Source organism: Dokdonella sp. (assembly GCF_019634845.1).
Taxonomy (GTDB): Bacteria; Pseudomonadota; Gammaproteobacteria; order Xanthomonadales; family Rhodanobacteraceae; genus Dokdonella_A.
On sequence record NZ_JAHCAQ010000004.1, the window covers coordinates 190,295 to 207,000 of the forward strand.

Annotated in this window: 15 protein-coding genes; 12 read left to right on the top strand and 3 right to left on the bottom strand. The window is 65.3% G+C overall.

Features of this window, described 5'->3' with window-relative positions:
• Positions 1–37: 37 nt before the first annotated feature.
• Positions 38–1,795: a DUF885 family protein gene (locus tag KF903_RS04575; RefSeq protein ID WP_291211602.1), complete on the bottom strand. Its 1,758-nt coding sequence runs from the start codon at positions 1,793–1,795 to the stop codon at positions 38–40.
• A 147-nt stretch (positions 1,796–1,942) separates the two neighbouring features.
• Between KF903_RS04575 and KF903_RS04580 the strand changes: the two genes are divergently transcribed.
• The 4 genes from KF903_RS04580 to KF903_RS04595 are packed head-to-tail and all read left to right on the top strand — an operon-like array spanning position 1,943 to position 4,954.
• Positions 1,943–2,962 carry a class 1 fructose-bisphosphatase gene (locus tag KF903_RS04580; protein ID WP_291211605.1) on the top strand — a complete coding sequence of 340 codons (1,020 nt, stop codon included), beginning with the start codon at positions 1,943–1,945 and terminating at the stop codon, positions 2,960–2,962.
• A complete protein-coding gene (locus KF903_RS04585; protein ID WP_291211608.1) occupies positions 2,959–3,528 on the top strand; it encodes a hypothetical protein in 570 nt (189 codons plus the stop codon). The genes KF903_RS04580 and KF903_RS04585 overlap by 4 nt, the downstream gene beginning before the upstream one ends.
• A 30-nt stretch (positions 3,529–3,558) precedes the next feature.
• On the top strand, positions 3,559–4,266 hold the full coding sequence (locus KF903_RS04590; RefSeq protein WP_291211610.1) for a 2OG-Fe(II) oxygenase: 708 nt from the start codon (positions 3,559–3,561) through the stop codon (positions 4,264–4,266).
• A gap of 49 nt (positions 4,267–4,315) precedes the next feature.
• A complete protein-coding gene (locus tag KF903_RS04595; RefSeq protein WP_291211613.1) occupies positions 4,316–4,954 on the top strand; it encodes a TIGR00645 family protein in 639 nt (212 codons plus the stop codon).
• A 94-nt stretch (positions 4,955–5,048) separates the two neighbouring features.
• Here KF903_RS04595 and KF903_RS04600 read toward each other — a convergent pair whose 3' ends face one another.
• A complete protein-coding gene (locus KF903_RS04600; protein WP_291211616.1) occupies positions 5,049–6,152 on the bottom strand; it encodes a PilT/PilU family type 4a pilus ATPase in 1,104 nt (367 codons plus the stop codon).
• Positions 6,153–6,316: 164 nt separating this feature from the next.
• On the opposite strand from KF903_RS04600, the gene KF903_RS04605 reads away from it, so the two are divergent.
• The 8 genes from KF903_RS04605 to KF903_RS04640 all read left to right on the top strand — a co-directional run bounded on the left by KF903_RS04605 (position 6,317) and on the right by KF903_RS04640 (position 14,616).
• The gene (locus KF903_RS04605) at positions 6,317–6,673 is read left to right on the top strand and encodes a DUF4398 domain-containing protein (RefSeq protein WP_291211618.1); all 357 of its coding nucleotides are present in this window, start codon (positions 6,317–6,319) and stop codon (positions 6,671–6,673) included.
• Positions 6,670–7,353 (top strand): hypothetical protein, encoded by a 684-nt coding sequence (locus KF903_RS04610; protein ID WP_291211620.1) that lies wholly within the window; start codon positions 6,670–6,672, stop codon positions 7,351–7,353. Before KF903_RS04605 ends, KF903_RS04610 begins: the two co-directional genes overlap by 4 nt.
• A 555-nt stretch (positions 7,354–7,908) precedes the next feature.
• Entirely contained in the window at positions 7,909–8,133 is a 225-nt protein-coding gene (locus KF903_RS04615) for a YdcH family protein (protein WP_291211623.1), read from the top strand.
• Positions 8,134–8,276: 143 nt separating this feature from the next.
• A complete protein-coding gene (locus KF903_RS04620) occupies positions 8,277–9,647 on the top strand; it encodes a pyridoxal-phosphate dependent enzyme (RefSeq protein ID WP_291211625.1) in 1,371 nt (456 codons plus the stop codon).
• A gap of 54 nt (positions 9,648–9,701) precedes the next feature.
• On the top strand, positions 9,702–10,745 hold the full coding sequence (locus tag KF903_RS04625) for an FkbM family methyltransferase (protein WP_291211628.1): 1,044 nt from the start codon (positions 9,702–9,704) through the stop codon (positions 10,743–10,745).
• Positions 10,742–11,905, top strand: coding sequence for a PLP-dependent aspartate aminotransferase family protein (locus KF903_RS04630; RefSeq protein WP_291211630.1), 1,164 nt, complete (start codon positions 10,742–10,744; stop codon positions 11,903–11,905). The genes KF903_RS04625 and KF903_RS04630 overlap by 4 nt, the downstream gene beginning before the upstream one ends.
• 16 nt (positions 11,906–11,921) lie before the next feature.
• Positions 11,922–12,887 (top strand): FkbM family methyltransferase, encoded by a 966-nt coding sequence (locus KF903_RS04635; protein ID WP_291211633.1) that lies wholly within the window; start codon positions 11,922–11,924, stop codon positions 12,885–12,887.
• Between the two features lie 19 nt (positions 12,888–12,906).
• The gene (locus KF903_RS04640; protein ID WP_291211636.1) at positions 12,907–14,616 is read left to right on the top strand and encodes a VCBS repeat-containing protein; all 1,710 of its coding nucleotides are present in this window, start codon (positions 12,907–12,909) and stop codon (positions 14,614–14,616) included.
• Between the two features lie 33 nt (positions 14,617–14,649).
• On the opposite strand, the gene KF903_RS04645 is transcribed toward KF903_RS04640, so the two are convergent.
• Complete coding sequence (locus KF903_RS04645; protein WP_291211638.1) at positions 14,650–16,605, bottom strand: acetoacetate--CoA ligase; 1,956 nt, start codon at positions 16,603–16,605, stop codon at positions 14,650–14,652.
• Positions 16,606–16,706: the final 101 nt, after the last annotated feature.

Genomic DNA, 16,706 nt, shown 5'->3' on the forward strand with positions numbered 1-16,706 from the left:
GCACCCGCGCCACGACCCGTGGCGCGGGTGGCTGCAGTCAGGCCTTGGGGGCGCCCGCTGCGGGCGCGTTCTTCACGTTCGCGATCCATGCATCGATCTGCTGCTCGAGCACCGGCAGCGGCACCGAGCCGAGCGCGAGCACGCGATCGTGGAATGCGCGCAGATCGAACTTCGCTCCCAGTGCCTGTTCGGCGCGCGCGCGCAGCTCGACGAGCTTGATCTCGCCGAGCTTGTAGCTGAGCGCCTGCGCCGGCCAGGAAATGTAGCGGTCGACTTCGGTCTCGACCTCATGCAGCGACAAGGCCGTGTGCGAGGCGAGGTAGTCGATGGCCTGCTGCCGCGTCCAGCCCTTGTGGTGGATGCCGGTGTCTATGACCAGCCGTGCGGCGCGCCACATCTCGTAGGTCTGGCGGCCGAACTCCTCGTAGGGCGTGTGGTAGATGCCCATCTCCTGGCCCAGCTTCTCGCAGTAGAGCGCCCAGCCTTCGCCATAGGCCGAGATGTAGCTGTTGCTGCGGAAGGCCGGGTAGCCGGTCTGCTCCTCGGCCAGCTCGCCCTGCAAGGCATGGCCGGGCGCGGACTCGTGCAGCGTCAGTGCCGGCAGGTTGTACAACGGCCGTGACGGCAGGTCGTAGGTATTGACCCAGTAGGTGTGCGCGCTGCCGCGCCCGGCGGTCCAGAACGGCGCGATCGCGGCAGGTACCGGCTCGATGCCGAAGCGGCCGCGCGGCAGCAGACCGAAATAGCGCGACAGCTTGGCGTCGACCTGCTTGGCGATCCAGGCCGCGCGCATCAGCAGTTCCTCGGGGGTCTTGGCATAGAACTGCGGGTCGCTGCGCAGGAAGGCGAGAAACGCCGGGAAGTCGCCCTTGAAGCCGGTCTCCCGCATCGTCGCCTGCATCTGCGCATCGATGCGCGCGACTTCGCGCAGACCGATCTGGTGGATCGCCTCCGGGTCGAGATCGAGCGTGGTGTATTCGCGGATCTGCTGCCGATACCAGGCCTTGCCGTTGGGCATCGCCTCGGCGGCGAGCGTCTTGCGCGCGTGCGGCACGTAGTCATCGCGGAAGAACTTGAGGAGCTTGGCGTAGGCCGGGATCACGCGCTCGCGGATCGCTCGCTGGGCGTCGCTGCGCAGGCGGGCCTGCAGCTCTGGTGACATCGAGGTCGGCAGGTCCCTGAGCGGCTGGTAGAACTCGCTGTCCTCGGCCGACTTGACCTCGGCGTAGCTGGCAATCGACACGTCGCGTCCGTCGAGTACCGCGCGCGGGACCGAGAAGCCACGCTTGAGGCCGGCGCGCATGTTGGCGATCTGCTCGTCGAAGTAGCGCGGCACGTCGTCGAGCTTGCCGATGTAGGCGCGCGCGGCCGCTTCGTCGCGCAATGGGCGCCGCGTCATGAAGCCAAGGTTGGACCAGAACTGCGAGTCGCTGTTGAACGGCATTTCGTAATCGCGGAAGCGGATCGCCGCTGCCAGGTTCTCGATCTGCGGCCGGTACACCGCGTAGTTGACCTGGTTGTCGGCCGACAGATCCTTGACCGCGATGGCGTCGAGCTGCGCCAGCACGTCGTTCCAGTAGGCCAGCCGGGCGGCCTGCGCCTTGGCGCCGACTTCGGGCAGGTGCGCGGCCTGGGGACTCGATGCGCTGTCCTCGTCCTCATAGCCGCCCAATTGCTGCTGGCGCCAGGTCCATTCCTTGCCGTAGATGGCCTGGAATTGGTCGTCGGCCGGGCTGGCGTGGGCCAGTGGCGTCAGTGCCAGGCACAACAGCAGGGCAAGGCAGGCATGCTTCATGGCATTTCTCCCAGGGCAAAGCACGCATGATGGCACCGCACCGGCGCCGGTCCAGTGCCGGAGGATGGGGTCGGCACGCGGCGGGCGGTGGCTTCCCCGCGCCTGCGCCGCGACAATAGGCCGATTCCTGTCGCGGAAGCCCTGCCCATGTCGTCCCCGTCCAAGGTGTCCCTGTCGCGTTTCCTGATCGAGCAGCAGCGCCAGCATGGCCATATCAATGCCGACCTGCGCCTGCTGATCGAAGTCGTCGCGCGCGCGTGCAAGCGCATCTCGATCGCCGTCGGCAAGGGCGCGCTCGGTGGCGTGCTCGGTAGTGCCGGCACCGAGAACGTGCAGGGCGAGACCCAGAAGAAGCTCGACGTGCTGTCCAACGAGATCCTGCTCGAAGCCAACGAGTGGGGCGGCCATCTGGCCGCGCTCGCCTCGGAGGAGATGGACGACCCGCATCCGATCCCCAACCGCTACCCGAAGGGCGAATACCTGCTCGTGTTCGATCCGCTCGACGGTTCGTCCAACATCGATGTCAACATCTCGGTGGGCACGATCTTTTCGGTGCTGCGCTGCCCCGACGGCGTCAAGGATCCCGGCGAGACCGCCTTCCTGCAACGCGGTACGCGCCAGGTCGCGGCCGGCTACGCCGTGTACGGGTCGAGCACGGTGCTCGTGCTCACGCTTGGCGACGGCGTGCACAGCTTCACGCTCGACCGTGAGCAGGGCAGTTTCATCCTGACCGGCTCGAACCTGCAGATCCCGGCCGACACCGGCGAGTTCGCGATCAACATGTCGAACCTGCGCCACTGGGAAGCGCCGATGAGGCGCTACATCGAGGAGCTGCTGGCCGGCAAGACCGGCCCGCGTGGGCGTGACTTCAACATGCGCTGGGTGGCCTCGATGGTGGCCGACGTGCATCGCATCCTCACCCGCGGCGGCATCTTCATCTACCCGCGCGACCTCAAGGACCCAGCCAAGCCAGGCAAGTTGCGTCTCATGTACGAAGCCAACCCGATGGCCTTCATCGTCGAACAGGCTGGCGGGGCGGCGACCACCGGGCGCGAACGCATCCTCGACCTGCAACCGACGACGCTGCACCAGCGCGTGCCGGTGTTCCTCGGCTCGCGCAACGAGGTCGAGCGCGTCACCGCGTATCACCGCGAGGCCGATGCTTGAGGGCGGGCCACGCATTCGCGCGCGGCATCTCGATCGTCGGCCACCCGCTGCTGGTGTTGCCGCTGGCGGCAATGCTCGGCGCGCTGTCGCGCGGTGCCGACGTCGCGGCTGTGCGCAACCTTGGCCTGGGGCTCGGCGCGCTGTCGCTGTCGGTGCTCGGCTACAGCCTGTGGCGGGTTCGCAGTGGCCGCTGGTCGCATCTCGATGCGAGCGCGCGCGGCGAACGGCGCGACCTCAATCGGCTGCTGCTGATCGTGTTGGCAGTGGCCGCCGCCGGTTGCGGATGGCTGCAGGGGCCGACCCTGCTCACACGTGCGCTCGCACTGTCGGCCGCCCTCGTCGGCGTGGCCATGCTGCTGGCGCATCGATTCAAGTTGTCGCTGCACGCGGCATTCACCACGCTCGCCGCATTCCTGCCAGTGTGGCTGCCGGCGATCGCCGCCCTGCTGGTGCTCGCGCTGGCGGTGGCCTGGTCACGGCTCGTGCTCGAGCGGCATCGACCGGTCGAGGTGGTGGCGGGTGTGCTGGCCGGCATCGCTGCTGGCGGCGTGCTGCAGATCGCGTAGCATCGCCGCCATCGACCTGAGGACCGCATCGTGGACGATTTCATCGAGATTTACCCCAGCGCACTGCAGGCCGAGACCTGCCGCCAGATCATCGCGGCGTTCGAAGACAGCGGCAAGGCGACACGCGGCGCCACCGCCGGCGGCGTCAACACCCAGCTCAAGGACAGTTGGGACCTGTCGATCAACAAGCACGCGGAGTGGCGCGAGGTGGTGGGATTGTTCAACGCCACCATGTTGCAGTGCCTGATGCAGTACGTGCGCAAGTACACCTATCTCGCGCTGGCACCGACAGCGCTGTACCGCAAGGCCCCCGATGGCCGCATGACCCAGCTCGGCGCCGACGACATCCGCGGCATGGATGACGCCGGCCTGCGGCGCCTGATCACCCACGTATTCCGTCCCGGCGACATCAACGTGCAGCGCTACTTCGCCAACGAAGGTGGCTACCCGTACTGGCACAGCGAGACATCGCCCAAGCTGGGTGACATGGACAACCTGCACCGCGTGCTGCTGTGGACCTGCTACCTCAACGATGATTTCGACGAGGGCGAAACCGAATTCATGTACCAGCAGCGCAAGGTGACGCCCAAGGTCGGTTCGCTGTTGATCGCGCCGGCCGGCTTCACCCACACGCATCGCGGCAATCAGCCCAAGCGCGGCAACAAGTACATCGCCACTTCGTGGATCCTGTTCCAGCCTGCCGAGCAGCTCTACGCGGCGCCGGGCGCACCGTCCTGAACGGCCGGCCGCCACCCACTTCCCCAGTCACTGCACGAGTCTACCCTGCATGCGTCCAGGCAATTCCCCGATCCCCAATCTTGCGCCGATGCCGGCACTGATCTTCTCGGCGCGCTGGCTGCAGTTGCCGCTGTATCTGGGCCTGATCCTGGCCCAGGGCGTCTACGTGTTCCTGTTCCTCAAGGAGCTGTGGCATCTGCTGCACGATGCATTCAAGCTCAGCGAACAGTCGATCATGCTGATCGTGCTCGGCCTGATCGACGTGGTGATGATTTCCAACCTGCTCATCATGGTCATCGTCGGCGGTTACGAGACCTTCGTCTCGCGCCTGCGCCTGGAGCAACATCCCGATCAGCCCGAATGGCTCAGCCACGTCAACGCCTCGGTGCTCAAGGTCAAGTTGGCGATGGCGATCATCGGCATCAGCTCGATCCACCTGCTCAAGACCTTCATCGAGGTTGGCGCGCTCGGCGGCCTGCCGTTCTGTGAGCCCGCACTGCTCGCCCAGTTGGCCAACGAGGCCGCCGTCGGCACCGGCAAGCAGTGCACCACCCTGACCACGCAAGGCGTGATGTGGCAGACGATCATCCACTGCGTATTCATTCTGTCCGCGGCCGGCATTGCCTGGACCGATCGGCTCATGTCGGGGTTGGCGGCGCGCCATCAGCAGACGGCCGAGGCGCACTGAAGCGCGGCGCCACCTGCTGCGCACACGGGCGCTGATGCGCCCGTGTGCGTGTCGCGATCGAGATCCGGGCGGCGTGGCCGCCGACCGTCGTGGATCAGAAGTTGTTCATGTCGAAGGTCTCGGCCATCGGCGATTCGCCGCCCTCGGCCAGACGCACCTTGAGCGCGAGGCCATCGCGCGAGTCGGCGTGATTGAGCGCTTCCTCGAGCTCGATCTTGCCTTCCTTGTACAGCGCATACAGCGACTGGTCGAAGGTCTGCATGCCTTCCTGCAGGCTGCGGTCCATCGCCTCCTTGACCTCGTGGACCTGGCCGCGACGCAGCAGGTCGCGGATGTGCGGCGTGTTGAGCAGCACCTCGACCGCCGGCAGGCGATGGCCGTCCTTGCCCATGACCAGGCGCTGGCTGATGACCGCACGCAGGTTGAGCGCGACGTTCATCAGGATGTTCTTGTGCGCCGACTCGGGGAAGAAGTTGAGGATGCGCTCGATGGTCTGGTCGGCGTTGTTGGAGTGCAGCGTGGCCAGACACAGATGGCCGGTCTCCGAGAACGTGATCGCGGCTTCCATCGTGGTCGCGTCGCGGATCTCGCCGATGAGGATCACGTCGGGCGCTTCGCGCATCGCATTCTTGAGCGCTTCGTGGAAGCTGTGGGTGTCGAGGCCCACTTCGCGCTGGTTGACCACCGACTTCTTGTGCCGGTACAGGTATTCGATCGGGTCCTCGATGGTGAGGATGTGACCCGACGTGTTGGAGTTGCGGTGGTCGATCATCGAGGCGAGCGTGGTCGACTTGCCCGAGCCGGTGGCGCCGACCAGCAGCACGAGCCCGCGCGGCTCCATGATGATGTTCTTGAACAGCTGCGGCAGGCGCAGTTGCTCGATGCTCGGGATTTCGCTCTTGATCGCGCGGATCACCATGCCCACTTCGCCGCGCTGCTTGAACACGTTGACGCGAAAGCGTCCCGCGTCCTTGACCGCGATCGCCATGTTGAGCTCGAGGTTCTTCTCGAACTGTGGCACTTGGCCTTCGTCCATGAGCGAATAGGCGATCTTCTTGACCATGCCGTTGGGCAGGCCCGTGTTGCCGAGCGGGTACAGCTTGCCCTCGACCTTGATGTTGACCGGCGCGCCGGTGGTCAAGAACATGTCCGAGGCGCCCTTCTCGGTCATCAATTTCAGGAAGTAGCCGATATCCATTGCGGTTCTCGCGAACGTGGTGGGGTCGGAGGCCGTCGTGGGCCAGGGTGGCGATTGCCAAACCTCGGCAAGCCTTCCCACAATAGCCATCCGTCTTTCAAGCGAGCGGCTACGTTATGACACCAGATCGCGGAAAAATCCATGCGTCATTCGTCGTTCTGGCGATGATGACGCTGTTTGCACTGGGCGCCTGCGAGCCGACCCGGCCTCCGCTCGACCAGCTCAACGCCGCCGCCCATGGTCTGGAGAACGCGCGAGCGCTCGGCGCAGGCGAGTTTGCCAGCGCCGATCTCGACGCGGCGGCGCGTGAATACGAAGCCGCGCAAGCGGCGCGGGCGCAGGGCGATTTCGACGCGGCTGCCGCGCTCGCGTTGCAATCACAGGCCGACAGCGAACTGGCGGCCGCGCGCGCGCGCCGCGCCCAGGCGCAACACGCGGTCGACAAGCTCGAGCGCGGCAATGCTGCGTTGCAAGAAGAACTGTCGCGCCAACCTGCCGACGCTGCGGAGGCCCAGCCATGAAGTCACCCGTGAACAAGCTGGCCCGACTGGGTCTCGTGGTACTGGCGGGTTTCGCCACGACCGCACTGGCGCGCAACGACGAATACCAGCGTCTGCTCGATCGCTTCAACGCCGTCGCCACCGATGCGCGGTTGGCCAATCATGCGCCGGTGGCGATGGATCGCGCCCGCGAGTCGCTGGCCGCACTCAAGGAGGCGCGGCGCAGCGAGCGTGAACTGTGGGCCTACATCGCCGAGCGGCGCATCGATGCGGCGCAGGCCGCCGCCGAGGCCGAATTGCTCGAAGGGCAACGCACCCAACTGCAGCGCGAAAACGATCGCCTGCAGGTGGCCGTGGCGCGACGCGATGCCGAGCAGGCGCGCGCCGAGCTGGAACGCGCACGCCTGCAGGCACAGATCCGCGCCGAAGAGGCCGAGCGCGCCCAGCGTGAGGCCGAGGCCGCGCGCGCCGAGGGCGAGCAGGCCCAGCAAGCCGCCGAAGCGGCGCGCGCCGAGGCCAACCAGGCCAAGCGCATGGCCGCCGCGCAGGCCAAGGCAGCTGCCCTGGCCAAGAAGGAAGCCGAGCTCGAGGCGGCCCTCAGCGACAAACCCGCCAAGGCCGCTCCGACCCAGTCGGCCCCTGCCAAGCCGCAGGCCAAGCCAGCCGCCAAGAAGAAAAGCCAGCCACCGGCCACGCGCTGAACCGCTGCATGCCCGTAGCGCGCGCTGCGATGGGTGGCCGGCCCGCCGCCCGGCGCCGTGTCATTCGGGTGTCGTCGCAGACCCGCCCCGGGCGCGGCCGGAGCCGCCGTCGCGCTGCACGCCGCATCGCGCGCTGTTTTATTATCTATTTGATTACAAACCAATTTAACGCAATAGAAACGGATCGCCGCGAGCCCGCTCATGCCGCCATCGGCGGTTGCCAAGCTCGTGGTGAGGGAGTAGGGTCTAGCTCCCAAGTGCACCGGGCTTCCGGCACCCACTTGGGCAAACAGCTTGGCCCATGAGTGCAACGATCGCGACAGAGGATTCTTCAACCTCAGCCCCACGATTCACGGGGCCCGCGTTCCGGTGTTTCTTGGCAGTGGCACCGGGCGCGAAGTCCCCACGCTTCGTGTGCGATCGCACCGCATCCCTGGGTCAGGCCGGCTCATCACGAGCCGTATCGCAAACTGGTGTCACTCGTCGCGCAACGCGGCGGCACGTCATGGTCGGCGTGCCGTCGCGTTTGCTTTTCCAATCCGAGGAGGCTGTCTGATGTTCGAACAGAGCCAGAAAGAAGAAGTCGAGGCATTGATGCAGGCAAACCCTGAATTCCGCAGCCTGTATTACCGACACCAGGAGCTGGACAGCAAGGTGCGCGACGCGGAAATCGGCGTATTGCCGGTCGACGATGTGACCCTGCACAAGATGAAAAAGGAAAAGCTGCAGGCCAAGGACAAGCTCACCACGATGTGGGGGCAGCTGACCGCGACCTCCTGATTCCACGCCCGTCCGGCACGCGCGCAGACGCGCGATGTGCCGGATGGGTACCGCGCTCCGCTATCATTCGGCGACGGCCTCCCGACGGGGGCATTTTCCGATCCGCGGCGCCCTCCGGTCGCCGCCCGTCTCGCGGAGACCGCATGACCATCCACCAGAGCATTCTCCAGCTCATCGGCAACACGCCGATGGTCAAGGCACAGCGCCTCGACACCGGCGTCTGCGAACTGTTCTTCAAGCTCGAAAGCGCCAATCCGGGCGGCTCGATCAAGGACCGCATCGGGCTGTCGATGATCGAAGGCGCCGAGCAGGCCGGCAAGCTCAAGCCTGGCGCCACCATCGTCGAAGGCACGGCCGGCAACACGGGCCTGGGCCTGGCCCTCGTCGCGCAGGCCAAGGGCTACAAGCTCATCCTTGTCGTGCCCGACAAGATGAGCCGCGAGAAGATCTTCAACCTCAAGGCGATGGGGGCCGAGGTCGTGCTGACGCGCTCGGACGTGGCCAAGGGCCATCCCGAGTACTACCAGGACCTGGCCGCCCGCATCGCGCAGGAAACGCCCGGCGCGTACTTCATCAACCAGTTCGGCAACCCCGACAATCCGCTGGCCCACGAGCAGGCCACTGGGCCCGAGATCCTCGCCCAGATGGACGGTCGCCTCGACGCCATCGTGTTCGGCTGTGGCTCCTCGGGCACGATGACGGGCCTGTCGCGTTACCTTGCGCAGGCCTCGCCGCAGACCGAGCTCGTGCTGGCCGATCCGGTCGGCTCGATCCTCACCCAGTACATCAACGAAGGCACGCTTGCGACCAAGTCGGGCAGTTGGCTTGTCGAAGGCATCGGCGAGGACTTCCTGCCGTCGATCAGTGACTTCTCGCGTGTGAAGAAGGCCTACGCGATCAGCGACCGCGAGAGTTTCCTCGCCGCGCGCGAACTGCTGGCCAAGGAAGGCGTGTTCGGTGGTTCCTCGACCGGTACGTTGCTGGCCGCCGCGCTCAAGTACTGCCGCGAACAGACCACGCCCAAGCGGGTGGTCACGCTGGTCTGCGACACCGGCAACAAATACCTGTCGAAGATGTACAACGACTACTGGATGCTCGACAACGGCTTCCTCGAGCGCCAGCCGACCGGTGACCTGCGTGACCTCATCCTGCGCCCGTATGCGCAGCGCGACACCGTGGTGGTCGGCCCCAACGAGATGCTCATCACCGCCTACAACCGCATGAAGCTGTACGACGTCTCGCAGTTGCCGGTGATGGACGGCGAGAAGATCGTCGGCATCCTCGACGAGTCGGACCTGCTGCTGCACGTGCACGCCGACGAGACGAAGTTCCGCGACACGGTGTCGACGGCGATGGTCGAGAAACTCCACGTGCTCGACGTGAAGGCGCCGATCGAGGCGTTGATGCCGGTGTTCGAAGTCGGTCACGTCGCGATCGTGATGGACGGCGCGAAGTTCGTCGGCCTCATCACGCGGATCGACCTGTTGAACTACCTGCGTCGCAGGGCGGGTTGAGCGTCCGATGCATGGGACTCAGGACACGGCTGGTTGCATTCCGAGTCACCGTGCATGACGGTCGCAAGTGCGCTCGCGTGCTCGTACCACCTCAACCAGGGAGCCATTCGATCCATGCGGAGTATGCAAGGTAATCCGGATTCCGTTACGGCCGAGGACATCCGTCACGCCTACCGGCTCCTGCTCGGCAGGGAGCCGGATCCGGCAGGCTACGCCAATCACACGAAGGCGGCTATTGGGCGACTGCGCCCGACGGACTTCGCACGTTCGATCATGGCGTCCGACGAGTATCGTTCGAAGCATGCTCATTCGGAAATGCTGCCTGTCGACCTGGGCGACTATTCGCTGTATGTGAGCGCGCACGACAACGATGTCAGCGCTGAAATCAGTCAACGACGCGCTTACGAGCCGTATGTGGAGAAGATGCTGCGCAGCGTGACGAGGAAGGGTGATACTTTCGTCGACATCGGCGCCAATATCGGATATTTCACTGCTTTGGCAGCGCATCTGGTAGGGGCCGACGGTCGAGTGATCGCGTGGGAGCCGCTCGACAAGAATGTGCAACTCATCTATGCAACGGTTTGGGAAAACGGATTCGGCAACGTGACGGTGTATCCGTTCGCTGCCTCATCTGAGGTGCGTCTGGTGCCGATGATCTCCAGCCCGCTGTCGTCGAATGCCGGCATCCGGCGTGGTGAAATCGGCAGTCAACGAACCCGCGTCATCGCGCAATCGCAGCGCCTCGACGACCAGCTCGCGCACCTCGATCGACTCGACGTTATCAAGTTCGATATCGAAGGTCACGAAATCCATGCGTGGCGTGGCGCCGAGCGCTTGCTGTCTAGGCACCGGCCTCACGTCCTGACGGAATTCCACCCGCGCTGCATCCGCTCGAACACTGATATCGAACCCGTCGACTACCTGCGCGTGTTGTTCGACTACGCGCCTCGCGTCGAAGTCCTGCACCGCAACCGCAACAACGTCGTCTGCGCCACGCCCGACGAAATCATGCGTGAGTGGCAGTGCGCCGACGAGGAATTTGCAATGGACGGCGGTATGCACATCGACTTGTACATCAACCCCGGCAGCAGAACATGACCAATAGGACATCGAACCACGGTCTCGGTACGAGAGCCATCCACGCCGGCCAGCATCCCGATCCGGCCACCGGCGCAATCATGACGCCAATCTACGCGACCTCGACCTACGTCCAGAAGAGCCCCGGTGTGCACCAGGGCTACGAGTACTCGCGCACGCAGAATCCAACGCGCATGGCCTACGAGCGCTGCGTCGCCGACCTCGAAGGGGGCCGTCAGGGTTATGCGTTCGCGTCCGGCTTGGCCGCCGCGGGCACCGTGCTCGAACTGCTCGACTCGGGCAGCCACGTGATCGCGATGGACGATCTCTACGGCGGTACGTATCGCTTGTTCGAGCGCGTGCGCCGACGCAGTGCGGGGCTCGACTTCAGCTTTGTCGACCTCAACGACGCGGCAGCGCTCAAGGCCGCGCTCAAGCCCACTACGCGCATGATCTGGGCCGAGACGCCGACCAATCCGATGCTCAAGCTGGTCGATCTGGCCAAGGTTGGCGCATTCGCGAAGAAGCATGGCCTCATGTTCGTGGTCGACAACACGTTCTCGTCGCCGATGCTGCAGCGGCCGATCGAACATGGCGCCGACATCGTCGTGCATTCAGCCACCAAGTACATCAATGGCCATTCGGACATGGTCGGCGGGATCGCGGTCGTTGGCAGCAGTGCGCGGCTGGCCGAAGAAATGGCCTTCCTGCACAACTCGGTCGGCTCGGTCGCGGGCCCATTCGATGCCTTCCTCGCCATGCGCGGACTCAAGACGCTGCACCTGCGCATGCGCGCCCATTGCGCCCATGCGCTGGAACTTGCGCAGTGGCTGGAGAAGCATCCGGCCATCGAGCGCGTGATCTATCCGGGCCTGAAGTCGCACCCGCAGCATGCGCTGGCCAAGCGCCAGATGGACGGCTTCGGTGGCATCGTCACCATCGAAGTGAAGGGCGGTCTGCGCAAGGCGCGGCGCACGCTCGAGCGCTGCCGGCTGTTCTCGCTGGCCGAATCGCTCGGTGGCGTGGAAAGCCTCATCGAGCATCCGGCGATCATGACCCACGCCTCGATTCCGCCGGCGCAACGCAAGCGCCTTGGCATCAGCGATGGACTGATCCGGCTGTCGGTCGGTGTCGAGGACATTGCGGATCTGCGCAGCGAACTCGCCGGCGCGTTGACATGAGCGGAGGACATCGAGCATGAACATGAAGGCCACCGAAGCGGACATCCGACACGCATACCGCCTGCTGCTCGGTCGCGAACCTGACCCGTCAGGGCTCGCGTGTTACACCCGGCTGCTCGTCGAGCAGCGGCTATCGGCACTCGATATTGCCGCGATCATCGAGTCGTCCGATGAATACAAGGCGCGTCGTACCGCGGAGCCTGCATTGATCGAGATCGACTTCCATGGGCTGCGACTGTTCCCATGGCGGGGCGATTCGTTGATCGGAGACCACGTGCGGGCCAGCGGAGAGTACGAGCCGCACGTGCTGCCGGCGTTCGTCGAGAGGATTCCCAGTGGTGGAACCGTGCTCGACGTCGGGGCGAACATCGGCACGTTCACGCTGTCGGCGGCGAGGAAAGTTGGCCCGTCGGGTTCGGTTCACGCGATCGAACCGATCGCGCGCAATGTGCAGTCGCTGTGCGCTGGCGTCTGGCACAACGGCTTCCGCAACGTGAGCGTGTTGCCGGTGGCCGCCTCATCGACGGTCGGCGTGGTGCCGATGCTCAGGAACGCAAACTCATCCAACGGCATCGTCGACGTGCATGTGGTAGCCGCCATGGCCGATGCTTTCGTGCCGTGCCAGCCGCTGCACGTCCTGCTGAGTCACCTTGAACGGCTGGATGTCGTCAAGATCGACATCGAGGGGCATGAGCCGGTCGCGTGGCCGAGCCTGTCGGAGCTCGTTCGCAAGCACCGGCCGGCGATTTTCACCGAATTCAATCCAGTGGCGATCCGCAACCATTCGCGTGTCGAACCCGAGATCTACCTGTCGGCGCTGTTTGATGTCACCCGCCAGATCGAAACGATCGAGTTCGATGGCGTCCGCCGACGCTGCTCAAGCGTCGCCGAGGTGATGGATCGATGGAAGGCGTGCAATGTGCGCGCGGGGACCGATGGCACGTGCCATCTCGATCTCTATTGTGAGACCGGGCCGGCCTGAGCGGCGCGCCACCAGGTCGATGGACAGCGCTGCGCGAGCAGCCGCTCTTGGCGACATGGTCGATGCAACGCGCCATAATCGCGCCGTTCAAGCCGGATGCCAGAGGGGGGCGGGGATGAACAGAATCGGGTGGTTTGCGGCGCTATCGCTTGCTATTTCGTCGACTCCCGTGCTGGCGGCGTCGTTCGCCTGCATGCCCAACAACAATCCGCCGTGCATGGCGCCATTCCCGATCGAGTTCTCGGGCAGCGGCATTCCCTCGGACATCGGATTCGTCCTGTTTTCCAGTCCCGCCGTCGCTCGACTGGGCCTGATCGCCGACAACGTCAAGGACATCGTGGTCGGCACCACCACCGGATACGTCGTTGCGTATCACGGCGATGGCACGTTCCTGTGGGCCCGCAAGACCGGTGCGGTTGGAATCAGCGGCAAACCGGCGATTGCCGACATTGACGGTGATGGCATCCCGGAGATCGTCGTCGGCACCACCGATCTGGCCCACAGTGGCGGCGGCGTACATGTCCTGCGCCGCGACGGGACCATCAAGTGCTCGTTCACGGCACTCGATGAACCGGCGCCCGGAGCTCCCAACGGGATATTCAGCTCGCCGGCTCTCGGGCGACTCGATGCGACGCGTCCGAACGAGAGGCAGATCGTGTTCGGCGGTTGGGACCACAAGATCCGTGCGCTGCGCGCCGATTGCTCACTGTGGTGGAGCAAGGGGGCGGCCGAGGACGTCATCGATACGGTCTGGTCGTCGCCCGCGCTGTACGACCTCGATCGCGACGGGCAGGTCGACGTCATCATCGGGCAGGACAGCGGGCAGGGCACGTTGCCGAACGGTCGCCAGGTCGGCGGGCAGGTCCGTGCATTCAGGGGCCACGGCGTGGGCGAACTGCCCGGTTTTCCGATCAAGCTCGACGACGTCGTCTATTCGTCGCCCGCCATCGGCGACATCGCCGGCAATGGCGGCATGTCGATCGTGACGGGGTTCGGACGCTGCTGGGACATGCCGAGCTGTGCGCCGGATGGCGTCGCGCATCAGGTATCGACGTTTGTGTACGGCTGGAAGGCGAATGGGTCGAGCATGTCGGGTTGGCCGTATGCGGTGAGCAACCAGTCGGCGCGGCAGATTTCTCCGGCCCTCGCCGACCTCGATGGCGACGGCAAGCTGGAGACGATCACATCGAACCTGATCAAGACCAGCGGCACGGACCAGGACGGAGTCGTGCATGTGATACGCAGCAATGGCACGCCGTATCCGGGCTGGCCAAAGACGGCCGTGACTGCCGCCACGTGCACCACCAACAACAACTGGCTCGATTCGCACGCCTCCCCGATCGTCGTTGACCTGAATGGCGACGGCGCGCCCGAGATCATCGAGCCATCCGCCAATTACCTGCTGGTGTGGGACCGCAACGGCAATCAGATTTCGCGTGTGGCCCCGGCTGTTTGCAGCGGAGCGAATCCCACCCAGTACCAGATGCAGGGCCAGTCGGCCTTCTTCTCGACGCCAACTGCGGCGGATCTGCATGGTGACGGGAAGATCGTGCTCGTGGTCGCAGGCGCATCGTCGAACGGCATCGGCGCGCTGTACGCGTGGAAATTCCCGAACAGCGTGGCGACGCCGGCGAACATGCCATGGCCGCAATTCCGCCATGATGCGATGAATACGGGTGTGTACCTCGGCGATGTGATCTTCCGCAACGGATTCGAGGCGACACCCTAGCGGCGGTGCGGGCGGCGTCGTCGGCGGCGCCGCTCAGGTTTGCAGCTCAGCCAGGTCGCGGAAGCATGCCAGCGCCTGCGGGTTCGCCAGCGCATCGGTGTTCTTGACTGGCTTGCCGTGGATCGTGTCGCGCACGGCGATCTCGGTGATCTTGCCCGAGATCGTGCGTGGGATGTCGGCGACCTGCAGGATCTTCGCCGGAACGTGGCGCGGAGTGGTGTTGACGCGGATTTGGTGGCGGATGCGCTCGCGCAGCGCATCGTCGAGCGCGAGTCCCTCGCGCAGGCGCACGAACAGGATCACGCGCTCGTCCTCGCCCCAGTGCTGGCCGACCGCCACCGATTCGAGCACTTCGGGGATCTGCTCGACCTGGCGGTAGATCTCGGCGGTGCCGATGCGCACGCCGCCGGGGTTCAGCGTCGCGTCGGAGCGGCCGTAGATGACGATGCCGTCGTGCTCGGTCAGCAGCGCCCGATCACCGTGGCACCACACGTTGGGGACCTTGGCGAAGTACGCATTGTGGTACTTGCTGCCGTCGGGATCGTTCCAGAACATCACCGGCATCGACGGGAACGGCGCGCCGCACGACAGCTCGCCGGCCTGATTGCGCACCGGATTGCCGTCGTCGTCGAGGATTTCGACCTTCATGCCGAGGCCGCGACATTGCAGCTCGCCGCGGTATACGGGCAGCACCGGGCAGCCGAGGGCGAAGCAGGAAATGATGTCGGTGCCGCCCGAAATCGAGGCCAGCAGCACGCGATCCTTGATGTCGCGATAGACGTATTCGTAGCTTTCCGGCGCCAATGGCGAGCCGGTCGAGAGGATGGTCTTGAGCGACAGCAGCTTGTGGGTTTCACGCGGCTTGATGCCGGCCTTCTCGATTGCGCTGAGCCACTTGGCACTGGTGCCGAACACGCTGATGCCGACTTCGTCGGCCAGGTTCCACAGCGCATTGCCGTCGGGATGCGAGGGCGAGCCGTCGTACACGACGAGCGTGGCGCCGACGGCGAGGCCGGAGACGAACCAGTTCCACATCATCCAGCCGCAGGTGGTGTAGTAGAACAGCTTGTCGTCGCGCTTGAGGTCGGTGTGCAGCACGAGTTCCTTGAGGTGCTGGATCAGCGTGCCGCCGACGCCGTGGACGATGCACTTGGGCACGCCGGTAGTGCCCGAGGAATACATCACGTAGAGCGGATGGTCGAACGGCACCGGCACGAACTCGAGCGCGCGCTCCTGTGTGCCGGCGAAATCGGGCAGCGCCACCGCGCCGCGCAGACCGTCGAGCTTGAGCGGCTGTCCGCTGTAGGGCACCACCACGAGGCGCTCGATGCCTGGCAGCTCGTCGAGCACGCCGCGGATCTTTTCCAGGCAATCGAAGCGCTTGCCGCCGTAGCCGTACTGGTCGGCCGTGAACAGCACCTTGGGCGCGATCTGGCCGAAGCGGTCGACCACGCCGCGGATGCCGAAATCGGGCGAACACGACGACCAGGTCGCGCCGAGCGAGGTCGTCGCCAGCATGGCGATGATCGTCTCCGGGATGTTGGGCATGAAGCCGGCCACGCGATCGCCCACGCCGACACCCTGCTGCCGGAGGGCATGGGCCAGACGACCCACCTCGGCATGCAGTTGCGCGTAGCTCAACTCGCGCTGATCGCCCCACTCGTTGCGGAACACGATCGCGATGCGCTCGTCCTTGAAGCGGAGCAGGTTCTGCGCAAAGTTCAGCGTGACGTTGGGGAACCAGCGTGCGCCCGGCATGCGGTCGCGGTCGGCAAGCACCGGCTGCAGGTCGCCGTGGGCGCGGATGCCGCAGAACTCCCACACCAGCGACCAGAATCGATCCGGGTCGCGTACCGAGAACTCGTACAGCGGCGCGTAGCGGCGGATGTCCTCGTTGCCGGTGCTCTCGCGCACGAAACGCATGAAGCGGCTGATGTTCGCGCCATCGATGCGGTCGGCGCTGGGTTCCCAGATCGGTGCTTGGTTCATGAGTGGGTCGGTGGCGGCGGGAGGGCGGCACGCAGGCGTACCGTGGCTCGATTATCCCGCAGCGCGGCACGTCCGCCAAACCGGGCCGGCGGCAACGAAAA